At 73.4% G+C, this 24,804-nt stretch carries 28 protein-coding genes; 12 read left to right on the forward strand and 16 right to left on the reverse strand.

Annotated features, from left to right (window positions below; genetic code table 11):
- Nucleotides 1–36: 36 nt before the first annotated feature.
- The gene (locus tag AC1DWH_RS08470) at nt 37–429 is read left to right on the forward strand and encodes a VOC family protein (protein ID WP_477093310.1); all 393 of its coding nucleotides are present in this window, start codon (nt 37–39) and stop codon (nt 427–429) included.
- A gap of 11 nt (nt 430–440) precedes the next feature.
- Here AC1DWH_RS08470 and AC1DWH_RS08475 read toward each other — a convergent pair whose 3' ends face one another.
- The 3 genes from AC1DWH_RS08475 to AC1DWH_RS08485 all read right to left on the reverse strand — a co-directional run bounded on the left by AC1DWH_RS08475 (nt 441) and on the right by AC1DWH_RS08485 (nt 2,496).
- On the reverse strand, nt 441–1,268 hold the full coding sequence (locus AC1DWH_RS08475) for a class II glutamine amidotransferase (protein ID WP_477093311.1): 828 nt from the start codon (nt 1,266–1,268) through the stop codon (nt 441–443).
- 79 nt (nt 1,269–1,347) lie between these two features.
- Nucleotides 1,348–2,001 (reverse strand): hypothetical protein, encoded by a 654-nt coding sequence (locus tag AC1DWH_RS08480; protein ID WP_477093312.1) that lies wholly within the window; start codon nt 1,999–2,001, stop codon nt 1,348–1,350.
- Nucleotides 2,002–2,004: 3 nt separating this feature from the next.
- Nucleotides 2,005–2,496 carry a MarR family winged helix-turn-helix transcriptional regulator gene (locus AC1DWH_RS08485; RefSeq protein ID WP_456847342.1) on the reverse strand — a complete coding sequence of 164 codons (492 nt, stop codon included), beginning with the start codon at nt 2,494–2,496 and terminating at the stop codon, nt 2,005–2,007.
- An 83-nt stretch (nt 2,497–2,579) separates the two neighbouring features.
- On the opposite strand from AC1DWH_RS08485, the gene AC1DWH_RS08490 reads away from it, so the two are divergent.
- Together AC1DWH_RS08490 and AC1DWH_RS08495 are read left to right on the forward strand one after the other, a co-directional pair.
- The gene (locus tag AC1DWH_RS08490; RefSeq protein ID WP_477093313.1) at nt 2,580–3,191 is read left to right on the forward strand and encodes an NADPH-dependent F420 reductase; all 612 of its coding nucleotides are present in this window, start codon (nt 2,580–2,582) and stop codon (nt 3,189–3,191) included.
- Complete coding sequence (locus AC1DWH_RS08495; protein WP_456847344.1) at nt 3,188–4,039, forward strand: VOC family protein; 852 nt, start codon at nt 3,188–3,190, stop codon at nt 4,037–4,039. Before AC1DWH_RS08490 ends, AC1DWH_RS08495 begins: the two co-directional genes overlap by 4 nt.
- 1 nt (nt 4,040) lies before the next feature.
- On the opposite strand, the gene AC1DWH_RS08500 is transcribed toward AC1DWH_RS08495, so the two are convergent.
- Nucleotides 4,041–4,925 carry a hypothetical protein gene (locus AC1DWH_RS08500; protein ID WP_456847345.1) on the reverse strand — a complete coding sequence of 295 codons (885 nt, stop codon included), beginning with the start codon at nt 4,923–4,925 and terminating at the stop codon, nt 4,041–4,043.
- Nucleotides 4,926–4,967: 42 nt separating this feature from the next.
- Nucleotides 4,968–7,676 carry a helix-turn-helix transcriptional regulator gene (locus AC1DWH_RS08505; RefSeq protein ID WP_477093314.1) on the reverse strand — a complete coding sequence of 903 codons (2,709 nt, stop codon included), beginning with the start codon at nt 7,674–7,676 and terminating at the stop codon, nt 4,968–4,970.
- 108 nt (nt 7,677–7,784) lie between these two features.
- Between AC1DWH_RS08505 and AC1DWH_RS08510 the strand changes: the two genes are divergently transcribed.
- A complete protein-coding gene (locus tag AC1DWH_RS08510) occupies nt 7,785–8,876 on the forward strand; it encodes a class I SAM-dependent methyltransferase (RefSeq protein ID WP_477093315.1) in 1,092 nt (363 codons plus the stop codon).
- Between the two features lie 32 nt (nt 8,877–8,908).
- A complete protein-coding gene (locus AC1DWH_RS08515; protein ID WP_477093316.1) occupies nt 8,909–11,047 on the forward strand; it encodes an alpha/beta fold hydrolase in 2,139 nt (712 codons plus the stop codon).
- On the opposite strand, the gene AC1DWH_RS08520 is transcribed toward AC1DWH_RS08515, so the two are convergent.
- Nucleotides 11,044–11,412 carry a DoxX family protein gene (locus AC1DWH_RS08520; protein WP_477093317.1) on the reverse strand — a complete coding sequence of 123 codons (369 nt, stop codon included), beginning with the start codon at nt 11,410–11,412 and terminating at the stop codon, nt 11,044–11,046. The genes AC1DWH_RS08515 and AC1DWH_RS08520 overlap by 4 nt on opposite strands.
- A 100-nt stretch (nt 11,413–11,512) precedes the next feature.
- Between AC1DWH_RS08520 and AC1DWH_RS08525 the strand changes: the two genes are divergently transcribed.
- Nucleotides 11,513–12,016, forward strand: a complete 504-nt coding sequence (locus AC1DWH_RS08525; RefSeq protein WP_477093318.1) for an AAA family ATPase — start codon at nt 11,513–11,515, stop codon at nt 12,014–12,016.
- Here AC1DWH_RS08525 and AC1DWH_RS08530 read toward each other — a convergent pair.
- Nucleotides 12,013–12,309 carry a DUF1905 domain-containing protein gene (locus AC1DWH_RS08530; protein WP_456845887.1) on the reverse strand — a complete coding sequence of 99 codons (297 nt, stop codon included), beginning with the start codon at nt 12,307–12,309 and terminating at the stop codon, nt 12,013–12,015. The genes AC1DWH_RS08525 and AC1DWH_RS08530 overlap by 4 nt on opposite strands.
- A 108-nt stretch (nt 12,310–12,417) precedes the next feature.
- Here AC1DWH_RS08530 and AC1DWH_RS08535 point away from each other — a divergent pair, with 108 nt between their 5' ends.
- A complete protein-coding gene (locus tag AC1DWH_RS08535) occupies nt 12,418–12,930 on the forward strand; it encodes a mycothiol transferase (RefSeq protein WP_477093319.1) in 513 nt (170 codons plus the stop codon).
- Here AC1DWH_RS08535 and AC1DWH_RS08540 read toward each other — a convergent pair.
- From AC1DWH_RS08540 to AC1DWH_RS08550, 3 genes are read right to left on the reverse strand one after another with little or no spacing between them, the layout of a single operon-like run.
- Nucleotides 12,927–13,832 (reverse strand): ABC transporter permease, encoded by a 906-nt coding sequence (locus AC1DWH_RS08540; RefSeq protein ID WP_456845885.1) that lies wholly within the window; start codon nt 13,830–13,832, stop codon nt 12,927–12,929. The two genes, AC1DWH_RS08535 and AC1DWH_RS08540, sit on opposite strands and share 4 nt — an antisense overlap.
- On the reverse strand, nt 13,822–14,613 hold the full coding sequence (locus tag AC1DWH_RS08545) for an ABC transporter ATP-binding protein (RefSeq protein ID WP_477093320.1): 792 nt from the start codon (nt 14,611–14,613) through the stop codon (nt 13,822–13,824). The genes AC1DWH_RS08540 and AC1DWH_RS08545 overlap by 11 nt, the downstream gene beginning before the upstream one ends.
- On the reverse strand, nt 14,610–15,719 hold the full coding sequence (locus AC1DWH_RS08550; RefSeq protein ID WP_477093321.1) for an ABC transporter substrate-binding protein: 1,110 nt from the start codon (nt 15,717–15,719) through the stop codon (nt 14,610–14,612). The genes AC1DWH_RS08545 and AC1DWH_RS08550 overlap by 4 nt, the downstream gene beginning before the upstream one ends.
- A gap of 389 nt (nt 15,720–16,108) precedes the next feature.
- Between AC1DWH_RS08550 and rlmC the strand changes: the two genes are divergently transcribed.
- Nucleotides 16,109–17,233, forward strand: coding sequence for a 23S rRNA (uracil(747)-C(5))-methyltransferase RlmC (rlmC, locus tag AC1DWH_RS08555; RefSeq protein WP_477093322.1), 1,125 nt, complete (start codon nt 16,109–16,111; stop codon nt 17,231–17,233).
- On the opposite strand, the gene AC1DWH_RS08560 is transcribed toward rlmC, so the two are convergent.
- From AC1DWH_RS08560 to AC1DWH_RS08570, 3 genes are read right to left on the reverse strand one after another with little or no spacing between them, the layout of a single operon-like run.
- Nucleotides 17,230–17,790, reverse strand: a complete 561-nt coding sequence (locus AC1DWH_RS08560; protein ID WP_477093323.1) for an isochorismatase family protein — start codon at nt 17,788–17,790, stop codon at nt 17,230–17,232. The two genes, rlmC and AC1DWH_RS08560, sit on opposite strands and share 4 nt — an antisense overlap.
- Complete coding sequence (locus tag AC1DWH_RS08565) at nt 17,787–19,148, reverse strand: MFS transporter (RefSeq protein WP_477093324.1); 1,362 nt, start codon at nt 19,146–19,148, stop codon at nt 17,787–17,789. The genes AC1DWH_RS08560 and AC1DWH_RS08565 overlap by 4 nt, the downstream gene beginning before the upstream one ends.
- A complete protein-coding gene (locus tag AC1DWH_RS08570; protein ID WP_477093325.1) occupies nt 19,145–19,573 on the reverse strand; it encodes a MarR family winged helix-turn-helix transcriptional regulator in 429 nt (142 codons plus the stop codon). The genes AC1DWH_RS08565 and AC1DWH_RS08570 overlap by 4 nt, the downstream gene beginning before the upstream one ends.
- A gap of 106 nt (nt 19,574–19,679) precedes the next feature.
- Here AC1DWH_RS08570 and AC1DWH_RS08575 point away from each other — a divergent pair, with 106 nt between their 5' ends.
- Complete coding sequence (locus AC1DWH_RS08575) at nt 19,680–20,810, forward strand: flavin-containing monooxygenase (RefSeq protein WP_477093326.1); 1,131 nt, start codon at nt 19,680–19,682, stop codon at nt 20,808–20,810.
- On the opposite strand, the gene AC1DWH_RS08580 is transcribed toward AC1DWH_RS08575, so the two are convergent.
- Nucleotides 20,807–21,220 carry a DoxX family protein gene (locus tag AC1DWH_RS08580; RefSeq protein WP_456845878.1) on the reverse strand — a complete coding sequence of 138 codons (414 nt, stop codon included), beginning with the start codon at nt 21,218–21,220 and terminating at the stop codon, nt 20,807–20,809. The two genes, AC1DWH_RS08575 and AC1DWH_RS08580, sit on opposite strands and share 4 nt — an antisense overlap.
- Before the next feature lie 77 nt (nt 21,221–21,297).
- A complete protein-coding gene (locus AC1DWH_RS08585) occupies nt 21,298–21,912 on the reverse strand; it encodes a dihydrofolate reductase family protein (protein WP_477093327.1) in 615 nt (204 codons plus the stop codon).
- Between the two features lie 68 nt (nt 21,913–21,980).
- Here AC1DWH_RS08585 and pdxR point away from each other — a divergent pair, with 68 nt between their 5' ends.
- From pdxR to AC1DWH_RS08600, 3 genes are all read left to right on the forward strand, one after another.
- Nucleotides 21,981–23,381 carry a MocR-like pyridoxine biosynthesis transcription factor PdxR gene (pdxR, locus tag AC1DWH_RS08590; protein WP_477093328.1) on the forward strand — a complete coding sequence of 467 codons (1,401 nt, stop codon included), beginning with the start codon at nt 21,981–21,983 and terminating at the stop codon, nt 23,379–23,381.
- A gap of 84 nt (nt 23,382–23,465) precedes the next feature.
- Nucleotides 23,466–23,816, forward strand: a complete 351-nt coding sequence (locus AC1DWH_RS08595) for an ArsR/SmtB family transcription factor (RefSeq protein WP_456845875.1) — start codon at nt 23,466–23,468, stop codon at nt 23,814–23,816.
- Nucleotides 23,809–24,252: an SRPBCC family protein gene (locus AC1DWH_RS08600; protein ID WP_477093329.1), complete on the forward strand. Its 444-nt coding sequence runs from the start codon at nt 23,809–23,811 to the stop codon at nt 24,250–24,252. Before AC1DWH_RS08595 ends, AC1DWH_RS08600 begins: the two co-directional genes overlap by 8 nt.
- Here AC1DWH_RS08600 and AC1DWH_RS08605 read toward each other — a convergent pair.
- Nucleotides 24,233–24,799 carry a DUF998 domain-containing protein gene (locus tag AC1DWH_RS08605; RefSeq protein WP_477093330.1) on the reverse strand — a complete coding sequence of 189 codons (567 nt, stop codon included), beginning with the start codon at nt 24,797–24,799 and terminating at the stop codon, nt 24,233–24,235. The genes AC1DWH_RS08600 and AC1DWH_RS08605 overlap by 20 nt on opposite strands.
- Nucleotides 24,800–24,804 lie beyond the last annotated feature (5 nt).

The following is a 24,804-nucleotide window of genomic DNA, read 5'->3' on the forward strand; positions in this document are numbered from 1 at the left end:
GAAGCGGCTCCCGGGACCGCGTCCTACCGTCGGACGATGACCCGACACCTGCGCCAGCCGACCCTGGACTGCGCGGAGCCCCGCGAGCTGGCCGAGTTCTACCGGCGGCTGCTCGGCTGGGACTACGTGCCCGGACACGAGGACGTCGACCCGGACGGCGACGACTTCCTGAAGCTGGTCGATCCCGACCGGCCCATCTGCCTCGCCTTCCAGCGCTCCGACGCCGCCGTGCCGCCGTGGCGGAAGGGCGCCCGCGTGCACCTCGACCTGGACGTCGACGACCTGGACGTGGCGCACGAGGACGCCGTTCGGCTGGGCGCGAGACCCCTGACGGGCACGCCCGAGGAGGAGGGGCACGCCGACGACCCGTTCCGCGTCTACGCGGACCCGTCCGGGCACCCGTTCTGCCTCTGCCTCGCGGACGGGTGACGCGTGACGGCTCAGACCGGCGCGAACTCGTGCAGCTCCTCCTCGCCGTCCTCCACGACCAGGCAGCTGCTCTCCGGCACCTCGAGCCAGGCGCCCTTGAGGTCGCCCAGCGGTTCGGACACGACGATCCGCGTGCTGTCCGCGAGCCCGTGCAGGAGCGGGTTCTCGGGGTACTGCTCGCGCAGCACGGCGACGTCAGCGTTGCGGAACAGCGAGCGGGACTGTCCCTCGGTCGAGTAGCGGAACGCCCAGAGCCGCGTCCCGTCCGTGGTCGCGACGGTCATCTGCACCGGGAACGCCACACCGTGCCGGCCCGCGACCTCCTCGACGAAGCCGACCGCCCGGGCGACGGCCGTCGGCGGGTCGTCCTCCAGGCCGAACGTCAGGGCCAGGTAGAACAGCAGCTCGGAGTCGGTCGAGCCCTCGATCAGCGGGAACAGCGAGGGGTCGACAGCCATGGCCATGTCGCGCTTGTAGCCGGAGAACCCGGCGAGCAGCCCGTTGTGCATCCACAGCCACCGGCCGTGGCGGAACGGGTGGCAGTTGGTCTGCTGCACCGCGGACCCGCTCGTGGCGCGGATGTGCGCCAGGACCAGGCCGGAGCGGACGTGGGCGGACAGCTCCTGCAGGTTGCGGTCGCTCCACGCCGGCTCGATGCTGCGGAACACCCCGGGCGTGGGGGAGTGCTCGTCGTACCAGCCGAGGCCGAACCCGTCCCCGTTGGTCGCCTCGGCCCCCAGCCTGCTGTGGAGGCTCTGCACGATCAGCGAGTTGGTCGGCTTGTAGAGCAGGTCCTCGATGAGGACGGGCGATCCGGTGTACGCGAGCCAGCGACACATGTCGGCCTCCTTGCCGTGCGGCTGCTGCACCAGCACACCAGGTACGGGCCCGGATGTCTGCACCTCGGGCGGGCGGGTGTCACCAGGGCGGCGTCGGCAGCCCCTCGTCGTACGCCCCGCCCGGACCGCAGCCGCCGACGTAGCCGTCGGGCATCCGCGGGTACACCTGGGTCCAGTAGGTGCGCGCGAGGCTCGCGGCCTCGAACGGCGACGCCCCGAGCGCCTCGGCCATCGCGGCGTCGCGCTGGACGGCGGCGCACTCGGCGTGGGCCTCGTCGGTGATGCCGACCATGTGCATGGTCTCGTGGGTGAGCACGTGCACCGCGACGACCTGGTCGAGCGTCGGGCGGGACTTGGTCGACCACAGCCACGCCCGCAGGTGGGCGCAGGGTGCCTGCTTGATCAGGGTCGAGCGCTCGGGGACGCCACCCGGACCCCACCGGACGAACCCGAGCTCGGGGCCGAGGTCGAGGAACGCCTGCCCGAGCCCCTGGCAGTGCACCTGCACGGGGCCGCCGGCGATCTCGACGGCGGCGCGCTGCAGCCGGTGCTCGACGACGGACTGGACGACGAGCGGGACCGCGCAGCACAGGGCCAGGGCGAGCGACAGCCCGACGCTGATCTTCGGGAACGGGGCCACCCGGCCCAGCGAGTCGACGCGGTTCAGCACCCACCGCACGGCGAGGGCCGCCGCGAGGGTGAGGAAGCCGATCAGCGTGAGGGTGAGCAGCACACCTCAGTCATCGGTCGGTGCGAGCTCCACCATGACGTGCGCGGGGTCGAGGACCTCGAGGATGCGGCTCATGACCCGGTCCAGGTCGGCGACGTCGGCCGCGGTGAGCGGGTCGATGACGGTGGCCAGGACGGTGGCGGCGTGGCCCGGTGCGGCGGCGACGACCGCGGTCCAGCCGTCGGCCGTGAGGATCGCGTTCGTCGCGCGGCGATCTTCGGCGCAGGGCTCGCGCCGGACCAGTCCGCGCTTCTCCAGCCGGCTGACCACGTGCGACAGGCGCGCGAGCGTCGAGTTCGTGTGCGCCGCGAGCGCCGTCATGCGTAGCGTGCGGTCCGGTGCCTCGGAGAGCATGGCGAGCGTGAAGTACTCGAAGTGGCTCAGGCCGGAGTCGCGCTGCAGCTGGGACTCGAGCGTGCCGGGGAGCAGCTCGACCACCGCGATGAGCTTCTTCCAGGCGCGCAGCTGCGCGTCGTCGAGCCATCGCACGTCGTCCATGTCGCCGACCCTATCAAATGCTTGACGCTACAACTATTAGCGCTAAGATGGTTGAAGCAACAACCAATCGAGGAGGAGACGCTGTGAGCACAGTGACGGTCATCGGGGCCGGGACGATGGGGGCGGCCATCGCGTGGCGGGTCGTCGCGGGCGGCAACGACGCCCAGGTGCTCACGCGGAACCCGGTCAAGGTCGCCATCCCCGGGGTCAAGCACGGGTCGGTCGGTGACCCGATCACGGGCGACATCGTCGTCCTCGCCCTGCCCTACGGCGCGTTCGCCGAGGTGCTCGGGCAGTACGAGGGCCAGCTGGACGGCAAGGTGCTGGTCGACGTGTCCAACCCGATCGACCCCACGACCTTCGACGGGCTCGTCGTGCCGGCCGGGAGCTCCGCCGCCGCCGTCCTCGCCGAGCAGGTGCCGGGCGCGACCGTGCTCAAGGCCTTCAACACGACCTTCGGCGCCACCCTCACCAGCGGCGAGGTGGGCGAGGAGCGGACGACCGTGCTCATCGCAGGCGACGACGCGGACGCCAAGGCGCAGCTGAGCGGGATCGTCGAGGCCGGCGGCCTGCGGGCGGTCGACGCCGGGTCGCTCAAGCGGGCGCACGAGCTCGAGGCGTTCGGCTTCCTGCAGATCGCGCTGGCCGCGACCGAGCAGACGTCGTGGACCGGCGGATTCGGGCTGACCCGATGAGCGAGGTCCTGGACGGCCGCACCGACGTCGGCGCCGTCACCCTCAAGGTCGGCGACCTCGACGGCATGACCGACTACTACGCCCGGGGCATCGGCCTGGCGGTGCTGAGCCAGGAGGGCGACCGCGTGACCCTCGGTCGGCAGGGCGTGCCCTCGGTCGTGCTCGAGCACACGCCGCTGCTCAAGCACGCGCCGTCGTCCGCCGCCGGCCTGTTCCACACGGCGATCCTGTTCGACCAGCAGGCCGACCTCGCCTCGTCGGTCTTCTCGGTCGCGCGGCACTTCCCGTCCTCGTTCACGGGCAGCTCGGACCACCTCGTGTCCAAGGCGCTGTACTTCGACGACCCCGAGGGCAACGGCGTCGAGCTGTACTGGGACCGGCCGCGCGAGCAGTGGGGCTGGGAGAACGGGCGCGTGGCGATGGCGACCGAGTACCTCGACCCGAACGGCTTCCTGCGCGAGAACCTGGCCGACCCCGACGCGCTCGACGGCGCCGCCGCGGTGGGCCACGTGCACCTCAAGGTCGGCGACATCACCACGGCCCACCAGTTCTACGTCGACACGGTCGGCTTCGAGGTCACCGCCGAGTACGGCACGCAGGCGCTGTTCGTCTCCGCCGGCGGGTACCACCACCACCTCGCCATGAATACGTGGCAGAGCCGTGGTGCGCAGGGCCGGTGGCCCGCGCTCGGGCTGGGCGAGGTCACCATCGAGCTGCCGACGGCAGACGAGCGCGGCGCCCTCGGGGCCCGGCTGGCGAGCCGCGGCATCGCGGTCCGCGACGACGGCCGGGTGCTGGCGTTCGAGGACCCGTGGAACAACGAGATCCGGGTCGTGGTGGCGGACTGACTCAGGGGACCGGAGGGGCGGTCTCGACCGCCTCCTCGTTCCAGTTCTCCGCCGTCTGCAGCACCCAGAAGACGACGAAGAGCACGAGCAGGATCGCCTCCACGACCAGGATCGTCGCGAACCAGAGCGTGAACCCGGACAGCGCGGCGATCGCGTACAGGGCGGCGGCGACCACGATGGTCACGACCATGAGCAGGCTGATCACCTTGTAGGTGCCGGCGTACCCGTGCGGCGTCATGCCCCGCACGTTCCCGCGCTCCGGTGCCCGGCGGCCGTTGATCCACGCGACGGCGGCGATCAGGGCGAAGAACGTGATCGCCGACGCGTAGTGGGCCCCGGTCAGGAACGTGTTCCGCGAGAGGACGAACCAGAGCCCGAACGCCAGCCAGACCCCGGTGGCCACGAGCAGCGCGATCGTCATCGCACGGCCCCGCGGGCGGGCGCTCCACCACGCGAACACCAGCCCGACGCCGCCGACCACCAGCAGCGCGCTGATGTTGTTCTCGACCCCCGGCACCAGCTCGGGCGGCAGGCAGGTCTCGACGCCGGCCTCGCAGCCGCGCCGGAGAGGGGTCGGCACGAAGGCCACGACCGGGATCACCATGCCCGCGAGGTCGAGCAGCGCGTCCTCCCACCCGGGCCGGCCCTTGATCGCGATCAGCGCGGGGCCGATGGCGACCAGCGAGCCGATGAACACGGCTTTCACGGCGGTGTAGTAGTACGCGCTGATCGAGCCGAGGCGCGGGCTGTCGCCCCAGAGCATCTCGATCACGAGCGACGTCCCCAGCAGGAGCGCCATCCCGACGACGGACACGCGCAGGTACCGGTACGTCTTGCGGGTGGTCAGGTCCAGGGCCACGACCTCACCGGGTTCGTCTGCCGCCATCGTCGGCCACCTCCCGTCCTCGCACCGTACTCGGGTGACCCCTCAGTCCGGGAGCGCCTCGGCCAGCTCGCTGCGGGACCGGACCCCGAGCTTCAGGTACACGTTCCGCAGGTGGTAGTCGATGGTCTTCGGGCTGAGGAACAGCGCCGCCGCGGCCTCCCGGGTGGTCCGGCCGCCGGCGAGCATGCGGGCGACCTGCAGCTCCTGCGGCGTGAGGTGGTCGAGGCCGGTGGCGCTGCGGCGCTGCGCGGTCTCCCCGGTGGCCCGCAGCTCGGCGGCCGCCTGGTCCGCCCACGGGACGGCGCCGAGGCGGTCGAACGTGGCCAGGGCCGCGCGCAGGTGCGGGCGGGCGTCGGTCCGGCGCTTGAGCCGGCGCAGCCGGGAGCCGTGCGCCAGCTCGGTGCGCGCCGTCTCGAAGTCGTCGAGCGTGTGCCCGTGGTACGCCAGCGCGACCCCGAAGCAGACGTCGACGTCGTCGTCCGGGCAGGTCAGGCCGGCCGACCGTGCGGCGCGGGCGAGCGACCACGGCTGACCCTTGACCTCGGCCCGCTCGGTCAGCGACGCGGCGAGGGCGGTGGCCTCGTCGTGCAGGCCGAGGTGCACCATCGCCTCGACCATCTCGGCGGCGGGCGACAGGTCGACGTCCACCAGCCCGAGCTCCGTGAGCAGGGCGTCCAGCTCCCGGTACCCGGCCAGCGCGCTCTCGGCGCGGCCGAACCCCAGCTCGAGCTCGGCCACCGCGTGCATCGCCCACGCCTGGAAGAATCCGAGGTGGTGCGCACGGGTGATCGCCAGGGCCTCGGCGGCGTGCGAGCGGCAGGGGTCGGTGGCGCCGCGGCGGGCCTCGAGCCACGCCAGGCCCGCCAGGCACGCGGCGACGTCCGTGGACTGCCCGGCCTCGCGCGCCAGGTGCACGGCCTCGGTGTAGCCGGCGACGGCGTCGTCCCAGCGGTCCGTCGTCGCCTGGTCGCGGGCCACGTAGAACAGGAGGGACGGCAGCCCGCCGATGTCGCTGCGGCGGCGGGTGTGAGCGACCACCGTCGGGATCACGTCCCGGCCGACCGCGCTCTCCCGCAGGTACAGGGGGCCGACGACGAGCCACGGGGCCAGCACCGGGTCCTCGAGGAACTGCTCCGCCTGCGCCATGGCCGTCCGCAGCAGGTCGGGCCCGCCGTTCCCCGCGAGGACCCCGGCGACGGCCGTGGCCATCAGCCCGACCCACGCGGCCGCCGGGGTGCGCGCCTCGATGTCCCCGATGCGGGCGGCGGCGGAGGCCGCGGTCGCGATGTCCCCGGCGAACTGGCTGGCCAGCACGCCGTCCGCCAGCAGCCGGATCGCGGCGTCCGGGTCCGCGTCGGCCGCCTCGATCCCCGCCGCGACGAGCACGTCCCGGGCGCGCTCGACCGATCCCGTGCGGGCGGCGACCGCGCCGTCGAGGGACGCCGCGCGGATCCGCAGGTCCGGGGTCTGCGGCAGCCGGGACGCGCGGGCCAGCAGGTCGACGGCCGTGTCCGGCAGCCCCGCCCGCCAGGCGCTCTCCGCGGCCGAGATCAGCCGCCGCACGCGGTCGGCGGGGTCCGGGGTGAGCCGGGCCGCGCGCTCGAACCCGGCGGCGGCGACGGCGTGCGCACCGCGGGCCCGGGCGCGGGTCGCTGCGTCGTCCAGGACCGACGCCACGCCGGCGTCGGGGGAGGCGGTGGCCTCGCCGAGGTGCCACGCGCGGCGGTCGACGTCGTCCGCCGGGACGGACGCAGCGAGGGCGGCGTGGACGGCGCGCAGCGTGCCGGGGGCCGCCTCGGCGTAGATGCCGGAGCGCACCAGGTCGTGCCGGAACGTGACGCGGGCTGCGCCGACCGTCAGCAGCTGTGCCTCCGCGGCCTCGTCGAGGTCCGTCACCGAGACGTCGAGCAGTGCGCACGCCCCGCCGATCGCCGCGAGGTCGCCGCCCGCTGCGGCGGCGACGAGCAGCGCGGTTCTGGCCTGCGGGGACAGCTGGTCCGCCCGGCGCGCGAACGCCCGGGCCAGCGACGCCGGGACGGGCACGGGCGCGCCCGGCGGCAGGGCGTCGAACCCCTCGTCCGTGAGCTCGAGCAGCGCGAGGGGGTTGCCGCCGGTGGACGCGAGCAGCCGGGCGCGGTCCTCGTCGGAGAGCCGCACGCCGAGCGAGCCGGCCAGGGATGCGGCGTCGTCGGCGGCGAGACCGGTCAGCTCCAGCGTCGGCAGCCCGGCCGACCCGACGACCGACGGCGCCTCGTCCCGCACGGCGAGCAGGACGACGACCGGGTCGGCGGTGAGGCGTCGCGCCGCGAAGCACAGTGCCTGCGCCGACGGCGGGTCGAGCAGGTGGGCGTCGTCGACCAGCACCGCCAGCGGGCCGTCCTCGGCGACCCGGCTCAGCAGGCTCAGCACGGCGGCGCCCACGGCGAACCGTTCCCCGCCGGAGCCCGGCAGCAGGGCCAGGGCCGACCCCAGCGCCTCGGCCTGCGGCACGGGGAGGGCGTCCAGGTGGCCGAGCACCGGCCGCAGCAGCTGGAGCAGGCCGCCGAACGGCACCTCCTGCTCGGCGACGATCCCGGCCGCGCGCAGCACCCGCATCCCGGCGCCCGTCACCGCGCTGGCGGCGTCCTCGAGCAGCGCGCTCTTGCCGATCCCCGCCTCGCCCGTCAGCACCAGGGTGCCGCTCTCGCCCACGCGCGCGGCGGCCACCAGCGTCGCGATGACCTGGCGCTCGCGCTCGCGGCCGACCAGCACCACTCGAGTCTAGGGAGCAGCCCAGGGGGGTCCCCTGATCCGACGGGCGCCCAGCTCGGCCAGTGTCGAACGGGACAGACCCGCACCTTTCGGAGGAGACGCACCACCATGACCGAGACTGTTGCCCAAGACCTGCACCAGCGCACCATCGACCCCGACAAGCTCATGGCCTTCGTGTTCCGCGCCGTCGACGAGGTCGGCGCGACCCTGAACACGGCGCTCGTCGTGATGGGCGACAAGCTGGGCTACTACCGCGCGATGGCCGACGGCCGCCCGATCACCCCGGCCGAGCTGGCCGAGCAGACCGGGACGAGCGAGCCGTACGCCCGCGAGTGGCTGAACAACCAGGCCGCCGGCGGGTACGTCGAGTACGACGCCGACGAGCGCCGCTACACGCTGCCGGCCGAGCACGCCAACGCCCTCACCGACGAGAGCAGCCCGGCGTACCTGCCCGGCTTCTTCCAGCTGGCGTACGGCACCGTCCGGGACTCCGAGGAGATCTTCTCGATCGCCAAGGACGGCGACGGCCTCGGCTGGCACGCGCACAACGGCGACGTGCACCACGGCTGCGAACGCTTCTTCCGCACGATGTACAACGGCCACCTGCTCACCGAGTGGATCCCGGCGCTCGAGGGCGTCCAGGCCAAGCTCGAGACGGGCGCCCGGGTGGCCGACGTCGGCTGCGGGCACGGCGCCTCGACGATCCTGCTGGCGAAGGCGTTCCCGAGGTCGACCTTCGTCGGCTCGGACTACCACGCCGAGTCGATCGCGGTCGCGCGCGAGCGTGCCGCCGCCGCCGGCGTGGCGGACCGGGTCACGTTCGAGGTCGCGTCGGCCACCGAGTTCACGGGTACCGGCTACGACCTGATCGCGGTCTTCGACGCCCTGCATGACATGGGCGACCCGGTCGGCGCCGCCCGGCACGTGCGCCGCGCGATCGCCGAGGACGGCACGTGGATGGTGGTCGAGCCGATGGCGGGTGACCGCGTCGAGGACAACCTCAACACCGTCGGCCGGACGTACTACGGCTTCTCGACGCTGCTGTGCACCCCGGCGTCGCTCAGCCAGGACGTCGGGCTCGCTCTCGGCACCCAGGCGGGGCCGGCCAAGATCCGCGACGTCTCGACGACGGCCGGCTTCACCAGCTTCCGGACCGCCGCGACCACCCCGTTCAACAACGTGTTCGAGGTCCGGCCGTGACGTCAGCCCCCCGTGAGGCGGACACTGCTCGGGTGCAGACGGTGCACCCGAGCAGGTCCGCGGATCCCGACGACGCCGGCGTCGTCGTGCGGGACGGGGTCGAGCTCGCGTTCGAGGTCTACAGCCAGGACCGGACGCCGACGGTCGTGCTCGTCCCCACCTGGTCGATCGTCCCCTCGCGGTTCTGGAAGGCGCAGATCGGCTTCCTCGCGCGGCACTACCGGGTGATCACGTTCGACGGCCGGGGCAGCGGCCGCTCGGGTCGGCCCGTGGGTGCGTCGGCGTACACGGACGGCGAGTACGCCGCGGACATCGTCGCCGTGCTCGACGCGACGTCGACGAGTGCGGCCGTGCTGGTCACCGAGTCGTGCGGGGCGTCGTGGGCAGTGCACGTCGCCGCCAAGCACCCGGAGCGCGTGACCGGGCTCATGGCGATCGCCCCGTCGTGCGGACTGGACGTGCCGACGCCGGGCCGCGACCACGTGCCGTGGGACGAGCCGCTGGACGACACCCACGGTTGGGCCAAGTACAACAAGCACTACTGGCTCGGCGGCGGGTACGACGACTTCACGTCGTTCTTCTTCCACAAGATGTTCTCCGAGCCGCACTCGACCAAGCAGATCGAGGACTGCGTCGACTGGGCGCACGAGATCACGCCGGAGGTGCTCGCGGACACGACCGCCGGCCGCATGGGCTGCGACGGCGCGATCTGCGAGCCCATCGCCCCGCTGGCCCAGCAGGTCACGTGCCCGGTGGTCGTGGTGCACGGCACCGACGACCGCATCCGGCCACAGGCGTTCGGCGAGAAGCTCGCCGAGCTGACCCGCGGTGACCTGGTCCTGCTCGAGCACGCGGGTCACGGCCCGTCGGCGCGCGACCCGGTGAAGGTCAACCACCTGATCGCGCAGTTCGTCGACCGGCTGCACCCGACGCCGCCGCGTCCCGTGTGGAAGCGGGCCGCGAGCCGGACCCCGCGCGCGCTCTACCTCTCGTCGCCCATCGGTCTCGGGCACGCCCAGCGCGACGTCGCCATCGCCGCCGAGCTGCGGACCCGCCGGCCCGACCTGCAGATCGACTGGCTCGCGCAGAACCCCGTCACCCGGGTGCTGGCGCAGCACGGTGAGCGGGTCCACCCCGCCTCCGCGTGGCTGCGCAACGAGTCCGGGCACATCGAGCACGAGGCCGGTGAGCACGACCTGCACGCGTTCCAGGCCATCCGCCGGATGGACGAGATCCTCGTGCACAACTTCATGGTGTTCGACGAGGTCGTGGCCGACGGCGACTACGACGTGGTGATCGGCGACGAGGCGTGGGACGTCGACTACTTCCTGCACGAGAACCCCGAGCTCAAGCGGTTCGCGTTCGCCTGGATGACCGACTTCGTCGGGTGGTTGCCGATGGCCGACGGAGGCGCCCGCGAGGCCGCGCTGACCGCCGACTACAACGCCGAGATGATCGAGCAGCGCGCCCGGTTCGCGCGCGTGCGGGACCGGTCGGTGTTCGTGGGCGATCCCGACGACGTGGTCGAGGACGACTTCGGTCCCGGCCTGCCCAGCATCCGCACGTGGACGGAGGAGAACTTCGACTTCGCCGGGTATGTCACGGGGTTCGACCCGGCCCAGCTCGAGGGCACGGAGCGGCTGCGCGCCGAGCTGGGCGTCGGGCCGGGGGAGAAGCTCTGCCTGGTGACCGTCGGTGGGTCCGGCGTCGGCACGTCCCTGCTGCGGCGCGTCATGGACTGCGTGCCCCTGGTGCGCGAGGCGGCGCCGGAGCTCCGGTTCGCGTTCGTCACGGGTCCGCGCATCGACCCGTCCTCGCTCCCGGCCTCCGAGGGGTCCAGCGTGCTCGGCTACGTGCCGGACCTCTTCCGGCACCTCGCGGCCTGCGACGTCGCGGTGGTGCAGGGCGGGCTGACGACGACCATGGAGCTCACCGCGCTGAACAAGCCGTTCGTCTACGTGCCCCTGCGCCACCACTTCGAGCAGAACGTGCACGTGCGCAAGCGGCTCGACCGTTACGAGGCCGGCCGGCACCTGGCCTACGAGGACGCGCTGGACCCCGACGCCCTGGCGGAGGCGATCCTCAAGGAGGCCAGCCGCGACGTCCGCTACCGCCCCGTGCAGACCGACGGCGCGGCGAGGGCGGCGGCGATGCTGGTGGACCTCGTCTAGACCCAGGCGGTGGCGAGCCAGGCGGTGACGCCGGCGAGGACGAGCAGCGTCCCGTTGAACCCGACGGCCGACCTGACCTCGCCGCGCCTGACGTGGACCGCGATCGCGCCGATCTGCAGGAGCACGAAGCCGATCGCCGCGGCGAGGGCCAGGCCGGGCGCGACGCCGACGAGCGGGGGCACGATCAGCCCGATGGCGCCGAGCACCTCGAGCACGCCGATGGTGCGCACGAGCGGGAACGGCAGGTCGTCGACCCACGCCATCATCGGCCGCAGCTGGTCCCGCGACTGCAGCACCTTCTTGCCGCCCGAGTAGAGGTAGAGCGCGGCGAGCAGCGAGGCGAGGACCCAGTAGGCGACGGTCATGCGGGCTCCAAAAGATCGGGTGGGCAGCCACATCATCCGTGATCATGGGGGCGCGGTCACACCCACTCACGGCGGGCCGCCTACGGCGGGAGGCGCTGACGTGGGACGGCGGAACTACCTGATCGAGGGCCTGTCCGGCACCGGCAAGACGTCGGTGGCCGACGAGCTGCACCGGCGCGGGTACCAGGTGGTCCACGGCGACCGGGAGCTCGCGTACCAGGGCGACCCGCAGACCGGTGAGCCGACCACGGTCGGCGCGCACGAGAACCACCTCTGGGACGTCGACAAGGTCAGGGCGCTGGCGGCAGACCGGGGGGAGGCGGCGACGTTCTTCTGCGGAGGCTCGCGCAACTTCTCCGGCTTCCTCGACCTGTTCGACAGGGTGTTCGTCCTGCACGTCGACCTCGCCACGTTGCACCGCCGGCTCGACGCGCGACCGGACGAGGAGTGGGGCGGCGGGGTGCCGACCGACCGCGAGCTCATCGTGCGGTGGCACCGGACGGGAGCGGACGTGCCGCAGGACGGCGAGGTCATCGACGCGACCGCTCCGATCGAGGCCGTCGTCGACGAGATCCTGCGCCGCTGCGGGTCCGACGCGACCTAGAAGTCCACCAGGGTCAGCTCCACGCGGACGGGGTCGCCGACCTCGAGCGACTCGGCCCGGCGCACGGCCTTCTTCACCGGCAGCACGTAGGTGTCCGACGACGGGAAGATCGACGTCCGCCACACCGTGGCGCCGACGGTAACCTCGACCCGCACCGACCCGAACCCGCGCGTCCGGTCACCCACCAGGTCGAGCACCTCGTCGGCCACCTCGGTCGGGAGGCTGACGAACGTCCACGCATCGGTGCGCCGGGCCTCCCACAGCCAGAGAGGTGCCTCGAACTCGTAGCTCATGGGGCCGTCACGTCGGCACGCATGCACTCATGGTCGATCCCTCCGCGTCGAGAACCGCCATCCTTCCCCATCGCGCGCGCGTGGGTGCATCGACGTAGCGTCCTGCTCGTGGACATCTCCGAGCTGCTGACCGAGTCCTTCTCGCGCGTGGGGGAGGTGCTGCGCCGGGCGGTCGGCGGGCTGTCCGTGGACCAGCTGACGTACCGGCCCGACCCCGCCGCGAACACGATCGCCTGGCTCGCCTGGCATGCGGGGCGTGGCGAGGACGCGCAGATCGCCGTCGTCGCGGGCGTCGAGCAGGTCTGGACCGCGCAGGGCTGGGCGGACCGCTTCGACCTGCCGTTCGCCCGCTCCGCCAGCGGCTACGGGCAGAGCTCCGAGGAGGTCGGCCAGGTCCGGGCGTCGGGCGAGCTGCTGCTCGGCTACTACGCGGCGGTCGCCGAGCAGACCGCCGCGTACCTGGAGCGCCTCGAGCCCGACGACCTCGACGTGGTGGTCGACGAGCGCTGGGACCCGCCCGTGACCCTCGGCGTCCGGCTGGTCAGCATCGTCGGGGACAGCCTGCAGCACGCCGGTCAGGCGTCGTACGTCCGCGGCCTGCTGGAGCGTGCGGGCGCCTAGCCGCGGCCCTTCGACGACACGGCGCCGGTGAGCCCGCGGGAGTGCAGCACGTGCCGCTCGAGCGGGGCGAACACCAGCAGCTCGATGAGGATGCCGACCAGGAAGATCAGGCTGATCGAGGCGATGACCAGGGACATGTCGCTGGTCTGCCGGCCGATGTCGAGCAGCTGCCCGAGCCCGGTGCCCAGCTGCGGCGAGTAGGTGATGAGCTCGGCGGCCATGAGCGAGCGCCACGCGAACGCCCACCCCTGCTTGAGCCCCCCGAGGAAGCCGGGCAGCGCGGCGGGCAGCAGGACGTACCGGATCCGGGTCCAGCCGCGGGCGCCCAGCACCTGGCCGACGCGCAGGTACAGCGGCGGCACCTGGTCGGTCCCGGCGAGCAGGCCGTTGACGATCGACGGCACCGCGCCGAGCAGGATCACGGCGTACATCGTCGCGTTGCTGAACTGGAACCAGATGATCGCGGCCGGCACCCAGGCCACGGACGGCAGTGACTGCAGGCCGGTGATGATCGGCCCGAACGCCCGCCGCAGCAGGGGGGACGCGGCGAGCACGACCCCGATGGCCACGCCGACGATGACGGAGAGGATGAACCCGACGGCGGCCCGCTGCAGGCTGAGGCTGACCGCGCGCCAGGCGGAGCCGTCCTGGATCGAGTGCAGGAGGGTCTGCCAGGTGTCCGCCGGGCTCGGCAGCGCGTAGGGCGGCTTGAGCTCGAGGACGTAGGCGACCTGCCAGATCGCGACGAGGAGGGTCAGCGCGGCGAGGACCGGCCAGATCGCACGCCAGGCCTCCGCCCACGGGGAGCGACGGGGGACCGCGATCGGCGTCTCGAGCGCGTCGAGCCCTGCGGCGAGGTCGCGCTCGCTGGGGCGGACGGGCGCGGCTGTCTCAGTGGCCATGGCGGGCGATCTCCTCACGCAGGTGCTCGGTGATCTCGGCGCTCAGGCGCGACACCCCCGGGTCCTCGATGCGCCGCGGCTGCGGCAGGTCGACGGTCCACTCGCGCACCACGCGGCCGGGCCGCGAGGAGAGCAGGACGACGCGCTGCCCGAGCCGGACCGCCTCGCGGACGTTGTGCGTCACGAAGATCACCGCGCGGCCGGTCTCGGCCCAGATGCGCATGAGCTCCTCGTGCAGGACGTCGCGCGTGATCGCGTCGAGCGCCGCGAACGGCTCGTCCATGAGCAGCAGGTCGCCCTCCTGCGCCAGCGCACGTGCGAGGGCGACGCGCTGCCGCATGCCGCCGGACAGCTCGTGCACGCGCTTGGGTCCGGCACCCTCGAGGCGGACCAGGGCCAGCAGGCGCTGCGCCTCCTCGCGGCGCTCGGTGCGTCCGATGCCGCGCAGCCGCAGCGCGAGCTCGATGTTGGCCCCCGCGGTGAGCCACGGGTAGAGCGCGGGCTCCTGGAACATCAGCGCCGGCCGGCCACCGGTGACCTCGACCGTGCCGGACACGGGCTTGTCCAGCCCGGCCACCAGCGAGAGCAGCGTGGACTTCCCGCAGCCGGACGCCCCGAGCAGGCTGACGAACTCCCCGCGGTGGACGGTGAGGTCGATGTGCTCGAGCACGGGCGGTCGGGACGCCTCCCCGAAGTGCTGGGTGACGTCCGTCAGGCGCGCCGCGACGGCGGCCCCGGAGTCGGTGGTCACCGGGGTCGCCGTCGCGGTCGTGGTCGTCATTTGCCCGATCCCCCCAGACCTGCGTCGTCGACCGGGTCCTGGTCGTGCTCCGTCAGGACCTGGTTGAGCAGAGTCAGGTCGTAGATGCCGTGCAGGTCGGTCTCCTTGGAGACCCCCGCCGCCACGCCGTTGTCGGCCGACGTCTGCAGGCTCGACGCGATCGGGTCGAGCGTGAGGCGCAGGTTGCCCCAGGCCCGGTCGAGCACGTCCTGGGAGAGCGGCTTGCCGCTGAGCTTCTCGATCGCCGCGTTGGCCGTCGTCTTGGCCGCGTCGGGGTTCGCCGTGATCCACTCGTTCGTCTCGTACTCGGCCTCGATGAGCTTCTTCACCGTGCCGGGGTACTTCGAGAGGTAGTCGGTCGAGACGATGAGGTGCGTGGTGACGAAGTCGCCGTCGGGCCACAGGTCCTTCTCGTCGACGAGCACGTGCGCGCCCGCGTCGACGACCAGGCGCGACGCCCACGGCTCGGGGAGCCAGGCGCCGTCCACCGTGCCGGCCTTGAACGCGTCGAGCGTCTGCGAGTTCTCCTGCGGCGCGATGGTCACGTCGCTCTCGCCGCCGGTCAGCGACGTCTTGAGCCCGTTGTCGTCGAGCCACGCGCGCAGGGCCACGTCCTGGGTGTTGCCCAGCTGCGGCGTCGCCAGCGTGGTGCCCTTGAGGTCGGCCGGCTTGTCGATGCCGTCGCGGACCACCAGCTGGGCCCCGCCCGACGTCGCGCCGCTGACGATGCGGATCGCGTCGCCGTTCGACTGCGCGAATGCGTTGATGGCGGGGTTGGGGCCGACGAACGACGCGTCGATCGCGCCGCCGAACAGGCCCTCGACGGCGGCGGGGCCGGCGTTGAAGATCTGCGTGGTGAGCTTCGTGTCGCCGAGGGCCTTCTGGTAGGTCCCGTCGTCGACGCCGACCAGCGCGTTGGCGTGCGTGAGGTTGGCGAAGTAGCCGAGCCGCAGCTCGGGCGCCTCGGCCAGCGGGGCGTCGGCGGAGGGTGTGGCGGACTCGGTGGCGGGGCTGTCGGCGGCGGCACCCGACGAGCAGGCGGCCAGCGAGGCCGTGAGGAGGGCGGTGAGAGCGAGGGCGACGCGGCGCGTGGTCCGGGCGGTCATGTCAGGTCCTTGGGGTGTCGAGGGCGAACGGTCGGTGAGCGGGCGGGCTCAGCGACATCGCGACGACGGCACGCGGACAAGGATGTGGGTGGACGCCATGAGGCGTGACCTCCGTGGGGGACGGGGGTGGCGGTGCGTCGAGCTGCCGTCAGGTGCGGCGGGGCGTCGAGCGCTCTGCCGGGGGACGGGCGGAGCTGGGTTCAGGCGGTCCGCGGACAGCAGGGGCGCGCGGCAGCCGTGACGACGGGACAACACGTCGTGACGGGGCGGCGGCCGGTGAGCATGGGACGAGGATGACCTGTCCGGGCGACCGGGAACACCCATGTCTCATATGTTGATCGACGTACTCAGGATTTGGGCAGCCGTTCAGCCGCCGTAGAGTCGCGCAGGTGCAGTGCTCCTACTTCGACGCGTACCGCTGCCGGTCGTGCACGTGGATGGGCCGCCCGCACGGGGAGCAGGTCGCGGACAAGGAGCGGCACTGCCGGCACCTGCTGGGTGAGCGTGCCGACCTGACCTGGCTCCCGCCGGTCAGCGGCCGGGAGTCCGGGTACCGGAACAAGGCGAAGATGGTCGTCGGCGGCACCGTCGCCGAGCCGACGCTGGGCATCCTCGACGCCGAGGGCGGGGGAGTCGACCTGCAGGGCTGCGGCCTCTACCCCGAGAGCCTCTCGGCGACCTTCCCGGTGCTGGCGGCGTTCGTCACGCGCGCGAACCTGACGCCCTACGACGTGCCGGCGCGCACCGGGGAGCTCAAGAACCTGCTGGTCACGCAGTCGCCGGACGGTGAGCTGATGCTCCGGTTCGTGCTGCGTTCCCAGGAGCCCGTCGCCCGCATCCGCAAGCACCTGCCCTGGCTGCTCGACGCGGTCCCGGGCCTGCGGGTGGTCTCGGTCAACCTCCTGCCCGACCACAAGGCCGTGCTCGAGGGCGAGCGCGAGATCCTGCTCACCGCGGACGAGACCCTGCGCATGCGCGTCAACGGCATCGACATGCACCTGCGCCCGCAGAGCTTCTTCCAGACCAACACCGAGATCGCCGCGGCGCTGTACCGCCACGCGACGGCCTGGGTCGACGAGCTGGCCCCGGCGAGCCTCTGGGACCTGTACTGCGGGGTCGGCGGGTTCGCCCTGCACTGCGCCGACCCCGGCCGCGACGTCGTCGGCATCGAGACCAGCACCGAGGCGATCGCGAGCGCCACGTCGAGCGCGTCCGACGCCGGGCTGTCCCGCGTGCGGTTCGCCGCGGGCGACGCGACGGCCTTCGCGGTCGGAACGGGCCGGGCCCCGGAGCTCGTGATCGTGAACCCCCCGCGGCGCGGGATCGGCGACGAGCTCAGCCGGTGGCTGGAGGCCTCGGAGGTCCGGCACGTCGTCTACTCCAGCTGCAACGCCGCGTCGCTGGCCAGGGACCTCGCGGCGATGCCGTCGCTGCGGCCGCGCCGGGCCCAGGTGCTCGACATGTTCCCGCAGACCACGCACTACGAGGTGCTGACCCTGCTGGAGCGCGTCTAGGCGTCCAGCAGGGCGATGACCTCGTCGGTCGTCCCGGTCTCGCCGATGCGCGGGAAGATCCGCGCCACGCTGTTCTCGTGCGCCTCGGCGCTCATGTCGGTCATCGCGTCGACCGCGAGCGTGACGTTGAGCCCGTGCTCGTGGGCCGCGCGGGCCGTCGACTCGACACCGGCGCTCGTCGCGACCCCGACGACGACCACCTGCGTGACCCCGAGGCCCGCGAGCAGCTCCGCGAGGCCGGTCTCGTGGAATGCGCCCCACGTCCGCTTGGCGATCAGGTGGTCGCCGGGCTGCGGGGTGAGCTCCGCGACCAGGTCGGCGAAGCCCTCGGGCACCGGGGCGTTGCCCGAGCGCAGCGGGGCCTCCGTGCGCCCCGGGGCGCGGCCCAGCGCCCGGACGAGGACGACGGGCAGGTCGTGGCTGCGGAAGGCGTCGGCGAGCTGCGCGGAGCGGCGGACGACGTCGGCCGTCGGGTGCGCCGTGGGCAGGCTGACGATGCCGTTCTGCAGGTCGATGACGATGAGGGCGGTGGCGGGGTCGAGGGTGCTCAGGGTCATGAGGAGTGCCTTTCGAGTCGGAGCGAGCGGTCGAGGACGGAGACGAGGAGGAGCGCGATGCCGCAGACGAGCATCAGCGCGGCGAGGCGGTGGAGGCCCCCGGTGTGGGCGCCGGTGGCGTACGCGGCGGCGACGACGGCCGCGGCCACGATCGCGCCGAGATAGGTGAACGTCCGCAGCAGCCCCGCGGCCGACCCCATGCGCTCGGTCTCGGCCTGGCGGTACAGGGCGTTCTGGTTGGCGAGGCCGTTGAGCCCCTGGCTGACGCCGACCAGGCCGGCCAGGCCGATGAGCACCCAGGTGGCGGTCGCGGTGCCGGCCAGGAGCAGCAGCGTGCAACCGACGATCAAGGAGCAGCTGCCGATCACGAGCTTGCCCCGCAGCTCCCGGTACCGGCCCGAGACGGCCGACGCGACGACCGCGGCGAGCGACATCGGCAGCAGCAGCAGGCCCGCGGCCGCGGCGCTCATGCCGCGACCGGCCTCGAGCCACTGCACGTAGCCGTAGAGGAACGCGTAGATCGCGGTCGAGTTGAGCAGCTGCCGCCCGAACGTCGCCAGGAGCGGGACGTTGCCGCGCAGCAGCCGCAGGTCGAGGAACGGCTCGGCCACGCGCAGCTCGCGCACGGCCAGGGCGGTCGCGGAGGCGAGCGTGATCGCCAGCAGGTACCAGTCCCCGGCGCGGGGGTTCATGAGGAAGAGCATCAGGGCGGTGAGCATCGCGGCGAACAGGCCGATGCCGGGCAGGTCGAGGCGGCTCACCGAGCCTGTCCGCGACGTCGCCGTCCGGGGCAGCCGCAGCCAGCCCAGGATCAGGCACGCGATCGACAGCGGGATGTTGATGGTGAAGATCGTGCGCCAGCCGCCCACCGCGATCAGCAGTCCGCCGAGCGTCGGGCCGATGATGGCGACGCTCTGGTTGGCGACGGACAGGGCCGTGAGGATGCCGGTCGGGCTGTCCTGGCCGGTCCGCAGCGACTCGCTGCGCAGCAGGGACATCGCCGCCGGGAACGCGGCGCAGGTGCCCAGCCCGAGCAGCACCCGGGAGCCGACGAGCACGCCGAGGTCGGGCGCGAGCGCGCCGGCGACCCCCGCGATCCCGACCAGGGCGGTGCCGACGAGGTACAGCCGGCGCGGGCCGAACAGGTCGACCAGGCGACCGACCACCGGCTGGCCGACGGCGGTGGCCAGGTACAACGCCGAGACCAGCCAGACGGTCTGCGACGGGGGAGCGCCGAGCGCGAGCCCGATCGGGATCAGCGCGACCGCGAGCATCGACGAGTTGATCGGGTTGAGCACCGACCCCAGGATCAGCGGGGCGGTCAGGCGGCGGTCGAACCCCGTGGCGACCGCCGTCACGGCTGGGTCAGGCGGTCGAGCAGGACGAGGGCGTCGAGGATCGTGCGCCGCTCGTCCTCGGAGTACCGGTCCTGCAGGGCGCTGGCCAGCCACTCCTCGCGCGCCTGGCGGTCCCCGGCCAGCCGCGCGCGGCCCTCCTCGGTGAGCGACACGAGCTGGCGTCGGCCGTCGTCCGGGTCGGGGTCGCGACGGACCAGGCCGCGCTCGTCGAGCGCGGCGAGGGTCGCGGCCACCGACTGCGGGCGGACGCGCTCGACCTGCGCGAGCGCGCTGGCGGTGGCGGCGCCGTCCTTGTCCAGGCGGCTGAGCACGGAGGCCTGGGACGGCGTGAGCTCGCTGACGCCGGAGACCTCCCGGAGCCTGCGTCGGAGCCGGCCGAACACGACGCGCAGCTCGCGAGCGGCGGTGGCGGCGGTCTCGTCCATGCCGTCAGCCTAAATTCAACAGTTCAAACTGTCCAGTTGAGACTGTCGATCTGCGCCACCCGGACGGCCCCTGGCCGTGCGCGAGCCGGGGAGGTAGGAAGAGGCCATGCACAGTGGCAGCCTCCCCGTCATCGTCGTCGGCGGAGGCCCCGCCGGGCTCGCCGTCGCCGCGTCCCTGGGTCGCCGCGGCGTCCGCGCCCTGGTGCTGGAACGGTCCGACGCCGTCGGCGCGTCCTGGCGTCGGCACTACGAGCGGCTCCACCTGCACACCACGCGCCGCGGGTCGAGCCTGCCCGGCATGGTGATCCCGCGGCGCTACGGACGCTGGGTCGCGCGGGCCGACGTCGTGCGCTACCTCGAGACCTACACCACGCACCACCGGCTGCGCGTCCGCACCGGGGTCGAGGTCGCCCGGATCGACCGGGACGTCGACGGCACCTGGCGTGTGGAGACGACGGCTGGCGAGTCGCTGAGCGCACGAGCCGTGGTGGTGGCGACCGGCTACAACCACACGCCCGTCCCGCCCGCATGGCCCGGCCGCGCGACGTACACCGGCGAGATCGTGCACGCCTCGGACTACCGCAACCCGGGCCCGTATCGCGGGCGGGACGTGCTCGTCGTCGGCGTCGGCAACACGGGAGCCGAGATCGCCGTCGACCTGACCGAGGGTGGCGCCTCCCGCGTGCGGCTGGCGATCCGGACGCCTCCGCACATCGTCCGACGGTCCAACTTCGGCTGGCCGGCGCAGGGGACCGGCATCCTCGTGCGGCACCTGCCGGTGCCCGTGGTCGACCGGATCGCGCGCGGTGTCGCCCGGGTCGAGGTGCCGGACCTGTCGGAGTTCGGACTCCCTCGGCCGACCACCGGGCTCTACTCGCGGGTGCTGGTCGGGTCCGTGCCGGTGCAGGACGTCGGGCTCATCGCGGCGGTGCAGGCCCGCGCGGTCGAGCCGGTCGCGGCTGTCGAGTCCTTCGACGGCGCCGACGTCGTGCTCGCCGACGGCTCCCGGATCCAGCCCGAGGTGGTCATCGCCGCCACCGGCTACAGGCGCGGGCTGGAGCAGCTCGTCGGCCACCTCGACGTCCTCGACACGCACGGCATGCCGGTCGCCCGCGGCCCGCAGACGACGTCGACGGCCCCCGGGCTGTACTTCGTGGGCTACAACCAGCCGATCAGCGGACTCCTGCGCGAGGCGCGGATCGACGCCGTGCGCGTGGCGCGGGCAGTGGCGCGCTAGCCGGCGGACCGCTGCCGCCAGGCGCTCCACGCGCCCGTCGACCACAACGCCCAGGCCACCAGCAGCGGCTGGAAGAGCAGGCGGATCGCGCGGGCACGGTCGGAGTCGAGGTGGAAGGCGTCCGTGCGCGTGACCAGCTGGGAGATGTTGCCCGGGAAGATCGCGACGAAGAACGCGGCGGCGATCGCCCCGACGGTGACGCGCTGCTTCGGCAGGGCGACGAGCGCACCGCCGATCGCCAGCTCGGCCACGCCCGACCCGAGGACCACGGCGTCGGCGCTCACCGGGATCCACGGCGGCACTTGCGCGCGAAACTCGGTGCGGCTCCAGGTGAGGTGGCTGGTGCCGGCGAACAGGAGGCCCGCGCCGAGCGCGATCCGGCCGATGGTGCGGGGGAGACTCTGCGGCATCCGGTCAGCGTGCCACGCAGGGGCGGGGCGCGCCCGCGGGGCTGCTCACCGCCACGTCGTGGCTGGTCCCTGCCGCGTCACCGCACGAACCGGTACCGCAGGTGCGTGGCCTGAGCCGTCGCGACGACCTCGGTGCGCTCGAGCTCCGTCACGCCGGAGCCGACGTGATCGAGCAGCCGGACGCCGCGGTGCAGCAGGGCCGGGACGAGGGTGAGCAGCAGCTCGTCGGCCAGCCCGGCCGCGATGACCTGCTGGCAGATCTCGGCGCCGCCCATGACCAGCACGTCCCGGTCGCCCGCGGCTCCGCGCGCCTGGGTCACTGCGCTCTCGACTCCGTCGGTGATGAAGGTGAACGTCGCGCTGGGCATCGGCCGGGGTTCGTGCGCGCGGTGCGTCACGACGAACGTCGGCACCGGCCAGGGGGTGTCGCCCCACAGCTCGACGCCGACGTCGTAGGTACGTCGCCCCACGACGACCGCGCCCGTGCTCGCGTGCTGGGCGGCCGCGACGGAGGCGTCGTCCCCCTCGGCGGAGGTCCCTCCGGCGGCGACGGCGCGGTCGGCGTCCTCGTCGGGGAACAGCCATCGGTGCAGGCGCTCACCGCCGATCCCCAGCGGTGCCGCGTCCGACGTGTCCGGCCCGGCGCTGAAGCCGTCCAGCGAGACCGATGCGCTGACCCTGACGATGCCCACGATGCCCTCCTCGTCCGTCGATCCCTTCACGGTAGGGACGCAGTGGTGCACCGGTAAGGTCCACTTCTGTGCCCGTCGAGTGGTCCAGCTCGCCGCCGGAGCTGCTGCTCCGGCTGGACCGGGACGCGCCCGGGCTGCTCCGGGACCAGCTCGAGACGGCGGTCCGGGTGGCCGTCCGGGACGGGCGGCTCGCGCCGGGGGAGCGGCTGCCGTCCTCGCGAGCCCTGGCGGCCCGGCTCGGTGTCGCGCGGGGCGTCGTCACCGAGTGCTACGCCCAGCTGCAGGCCGAGGGGTACCTGCGCTCGCAGCGGGGAGCGGCGACCTGGGTGGCCGACACCGGCACCGTCCGGACCGACGGCGCCGTGTCGTCCGCCGTCCCGCCCGTCGTGTGGCAGGTGGACCTGCGGCCCGGGATCCCCGACCTCGACTCGTTCCCTCGCGCGGACTGGGGGCGCTGTCTGCGGGAGGCGCTGCGCGACGCCCCCAACGCGATGCTCGGGTACGCCGGACCCGAGGGCGTCCCCGAGCTGCGCGAGGTGCTCGCCGCCTACCTCTCCCGGGTCCGCAACGCCCGCGCGCGCCCGTCGGAGCTCGTGGTCACCGCGGGCTTCGCGCAGGGCCTGCAGGTCGTGCTGCGGGCGTTGATGGCGCGCGGCCTGACGACGCTCGCCGTCGAGGATCCCGGCGATCGTGACTCGTCCGCGCTCGCGGCGGAGCTCGGGCTCGTGGTCGTCGCGGTGCCGGTCGACGACGACGGGATCGACGTGGACGCCCTCGCCGCGACGTCGGCCGGCGCCGTCCTGGTGACGCCGGCGCACCAGTCGCCCACCGGGGTGCTGCTCAGCCCGTCGCGCCGCCGGCAGCTGGTGGAGTGGGCGCGCGAGCGCGGGGCCACGGTGCTCGAGGACGACTACGACGCCGAGTTCCGGTACGGCGACGAGCCGGTCGGCGCCTTGCAGGGCCTCGCGCCCGACCGCGTCGTGCTGCTGGGCTCGGTGAGCAAGTCGTTGGCACCGGCGCTCCGGTTGGGGTGGGCGCTGTGCCCGCCCGGCCTCGCCTCCGAGGTCGCTGTCCTGCGGGAGCGCGCCGACCGGGGATCGCCCGTGCTCGACCAGCTGGCCCTCGCGCTGCTCGTGCGATCCGGGCGGTACGACCGTCATCTGCGGCGCATGCGAGCGCGCTACGCCGCGCGGCGGACTGAGCTCGTCGACGCGCTGCAGCGCAACGCGCCCGGCATCGAGGTCGCCGGCCTGGCGGCGGGGTTCCACCTCGTCGTCACGCTCGGCGGCAGGCGGGACGAGCAGGCGATCGTCGACGAGGCAGCGAAGCGGTCGGTCGGCCTGCATGCGATGGCGCAGTACCGGGCCGTGTCGTCCGGCGAGTGCGCGCAGCTGGTGCTCGGGTTCGGGAGCGTGCGGTCGTCCGCCGTCGGCGACGGCATCGCGCGGATCGCGGACCTGCTGCGCTGAGCGCGATCGATCGCGGCGCAGGGGTTGACCGCCGCGATTCGTCGTCGTACGTTGAAGGCGTCGCTTAATTAAGGAGTTGCTCACATGCCGGCACGGGACAGCCTCAGCGTGGTGTTCGCCGCGCTCGCGGACCCGACCCGGCGGGCGATCCTCACGCAGCTCTCGCAGGGGCCGACGACCGCCGGTGAGGTGGCCGCCCCGTTCGCCATGAGCCGGTCCGCCGTCTCGCAGCACCTGCGGGTGCTCGAGGAGGCGGGACTCATCGAGCGCACGGTCACGGCCCAGTGGCGCACCTGTGCGCTGCGCACGGAGCCCCTGGACGAGGTCGCCACCTGGGTCGACGGACACCGCCGGCACTGGGAGGAGCGCTTCGACCTGCTGGACGAGCGACTGCGACACATCCGACAGACCCGAGAAGAGGCAGACCATGATTGAGACGGACCAGAAGGCCTTCACCATCACGCGCATCTTCGACGCCCCGCGCGCCGCGATCTGGCAGGCGTGGACGGACCCCGCCGAGGCCGCGCACTGGTGGCACCCGCGCGGCCTGGTGACCCCCCGCGACTCGGTCGAGATCGACGTGCGCCCGGGCGGCAGCTACCGGTACACGATGATCGCGCCCGACGGCAGCGAGTACCCGACCGCCGGCACGTACCGCGAGGTGGTCGAGCCCGAGCGGCTCGTCTTCACCTGGGCCTCCCCGGGCGACCCCGACGCGCTCGCGCCGGTGATCACCGTGACGCTCGAGGACCTCGGGGCACGCACCCGCATGATCTTCCACGTCGACGGCGTCGGCGGGCAGCCCGGCGACGGGGACGTCTACGACGGGTGGGACTCGGCGTTCGACGTGCTCAGCGACCAGCTCGTCTGAGCGCCAGCACCACGACGAGAGGCCACAGCGCCTCTGCACCGGCGACGGCGCGTTCGGTCAGCCCGACCGCGCCGCCGCCGGCCTGCAGCTCGACGACGAACACCCCGAGCAGTCCGACCAGCACCGCGGAGGCTCCGACGGCGACGGCCGGCCCCAGGATGCCGGTCGCCCCGCGGCGCCTGGCGACCGCCGGCCAGAGCGCGAGGGCGCCGAACCCGATGCCCGCGGCGATGCCGTGGGCCGTCGGGTAGGCGTCGACGGGGAGTGCTGCGACGGCGAGCGTGGCGGCACCGCCCAGCGCGTGCAGCAGCCGGGCGGTGCGGGGAACAGGTCGCAGCCCGGCCGCGGTCACCATGTGCGCGACGCCGGTGATCGCCAGCCCCGCGGTCATGACCCAGGGGTCGGTCGCGGTCGACGCCGCCAGCGCGCTGATGGTCTCCTGCACCGGGTCGAACGACGGCTGCAGCGCCGCCGCCAGGGTCCAGCCGCCGACCATGGCGACGGGGGCGGCGATCGCGGACGCGAGGGCCCAGCGGGGGACGTCCATGGTCT

The sequence above is a fragment of the Cellulomonas sp. P2_F12 genome (assembly GCF_056403775.1).

Coding starts and splice junctions, on each gene's coding strand:
- AC1DWH_RS08470 (WP_477093310.1), top strand. CDS start 37: ATGACCCGACACCTGCGCCAGCCGACCCTGGACTGCGCGGAGCCCCGC.
- AC1DWH_RS08475 (WP_477093311.1), bottom strand. CDS start 1,268: ATGTGTCGCTGGCTCGCGTACACCGGATCGCCCGTCCTCATCGAGGAC.
- AC1DWH_RS08485 (WP_456847342.1), bottom strand. CDS start 2,496: ATGGACGACGTGCGATGGCTCGACGACGCGCAGCTGCGCGCCTGGAAG.
- AC1DWH_RS08495 (WP_456847344.1), top strand. CDS start 3,188: ATGAGCGAGGTCCTGGACGGCCGCACCGACGTCGGCGCCGTCACCCTC.
- AC1DWH_RS08500 (WP_456847345.1), bottom strand. CDS start 4,925: ATGGCGGCAGACGAACCCGGTGAGGTCGTGGCCCTGGACCTGACCACC.
- AC1DWH_RS08510 (WP_477093315.1), top strand. CDS start 7,785: ATGACCGAGACTGTTGCCCAAGACCTGCACCAGCGCACCATCGACCCC.
- AC1DWH_RS08520 (WP_477093317.1), bottom strand. CDS start 11,412: ATGACCGTCGCCTACTGGGTCCTCGCCTCGCTGCTCGCCGCGCTCTAC.
- AC1DWH_RS08530 (WP_456845887.1), bottom strand. CDS start 12,309: ATGAGCTACGAGTTCGAGGCACCTCTCTGGCTGTGGGAGGCCCGGCGC.
- AC1DWH_RS08540 (WP_456845885.1), bottom strand. CDS start 13,832: ATGGCCACTGAGACAGCCGCGCCCGTCCGCCCCAGCGAGCGCGACCTC.
- AC1DWH_RS08545 (WP_477093320.1), bottom strand. CDS start 14,613: ATGACGACCACGACCGCGACGGCGACCCCGGTGACCACCGACTCCGGG.
- AC1DWH_RS08550 (WP_477093321.1), bottom strand. CDS start 15,719: ATGACCGCCCGGACCACGCGCCGCGTCGCCCTCGCTCTCACCGCCCTC.
- AC1DWH_RS08560 (WP_477093323.1), bottom strand. CDS start 17,790: ATGACCCTGAGCACCCTCGACCCCGCCACCGCCCTCATCGTCATCGAC.
- AC1DWH_RS08570 (WP_477093325.1), bottom strand. CDS start 19,573: ATGGACGAGACCGCCGCCACCGCCGCTCGCGAGCTGCGCGTCGTGTTC.
- AC1DWH_RS08575 (WP_477093326.1), top strand. CDS start 19,680: ATGCACAGTGGCAGCCTCCCCGTCATCGTCGTCGGCGGAGGCCCCGCC.
- AC1DWH_RS08580 (WP_456845878.1), bottom strand. CDS start 21,220: ATGCCGCAGAGTCTCCCCCGCACCATCGGCCGGATCGCGCTCGGCGCG.
- AC1DWH_RS08595 (WP_456845875.1), top strand. CDS start 23,466: ATGCCGGCACGGGACAGCCTCAGCGTGGTGTTCGCCGCGCTCGCGGAC.
- AC1DWH_RS08600 (WP_477093329.1), top strand. CDS start 23,809: ATGATTGAGACGGACCAGAAGGCCTTCACCATCACGCGCATCTTCGAC.
- AC1DWH_RS08605 (WP_477093330.1), bottom strand. CDS start 24,799: ATGGACGTCCCCCGCTGGGCCCTCGCGTCCGCGATCGCCGCCCCCGTC.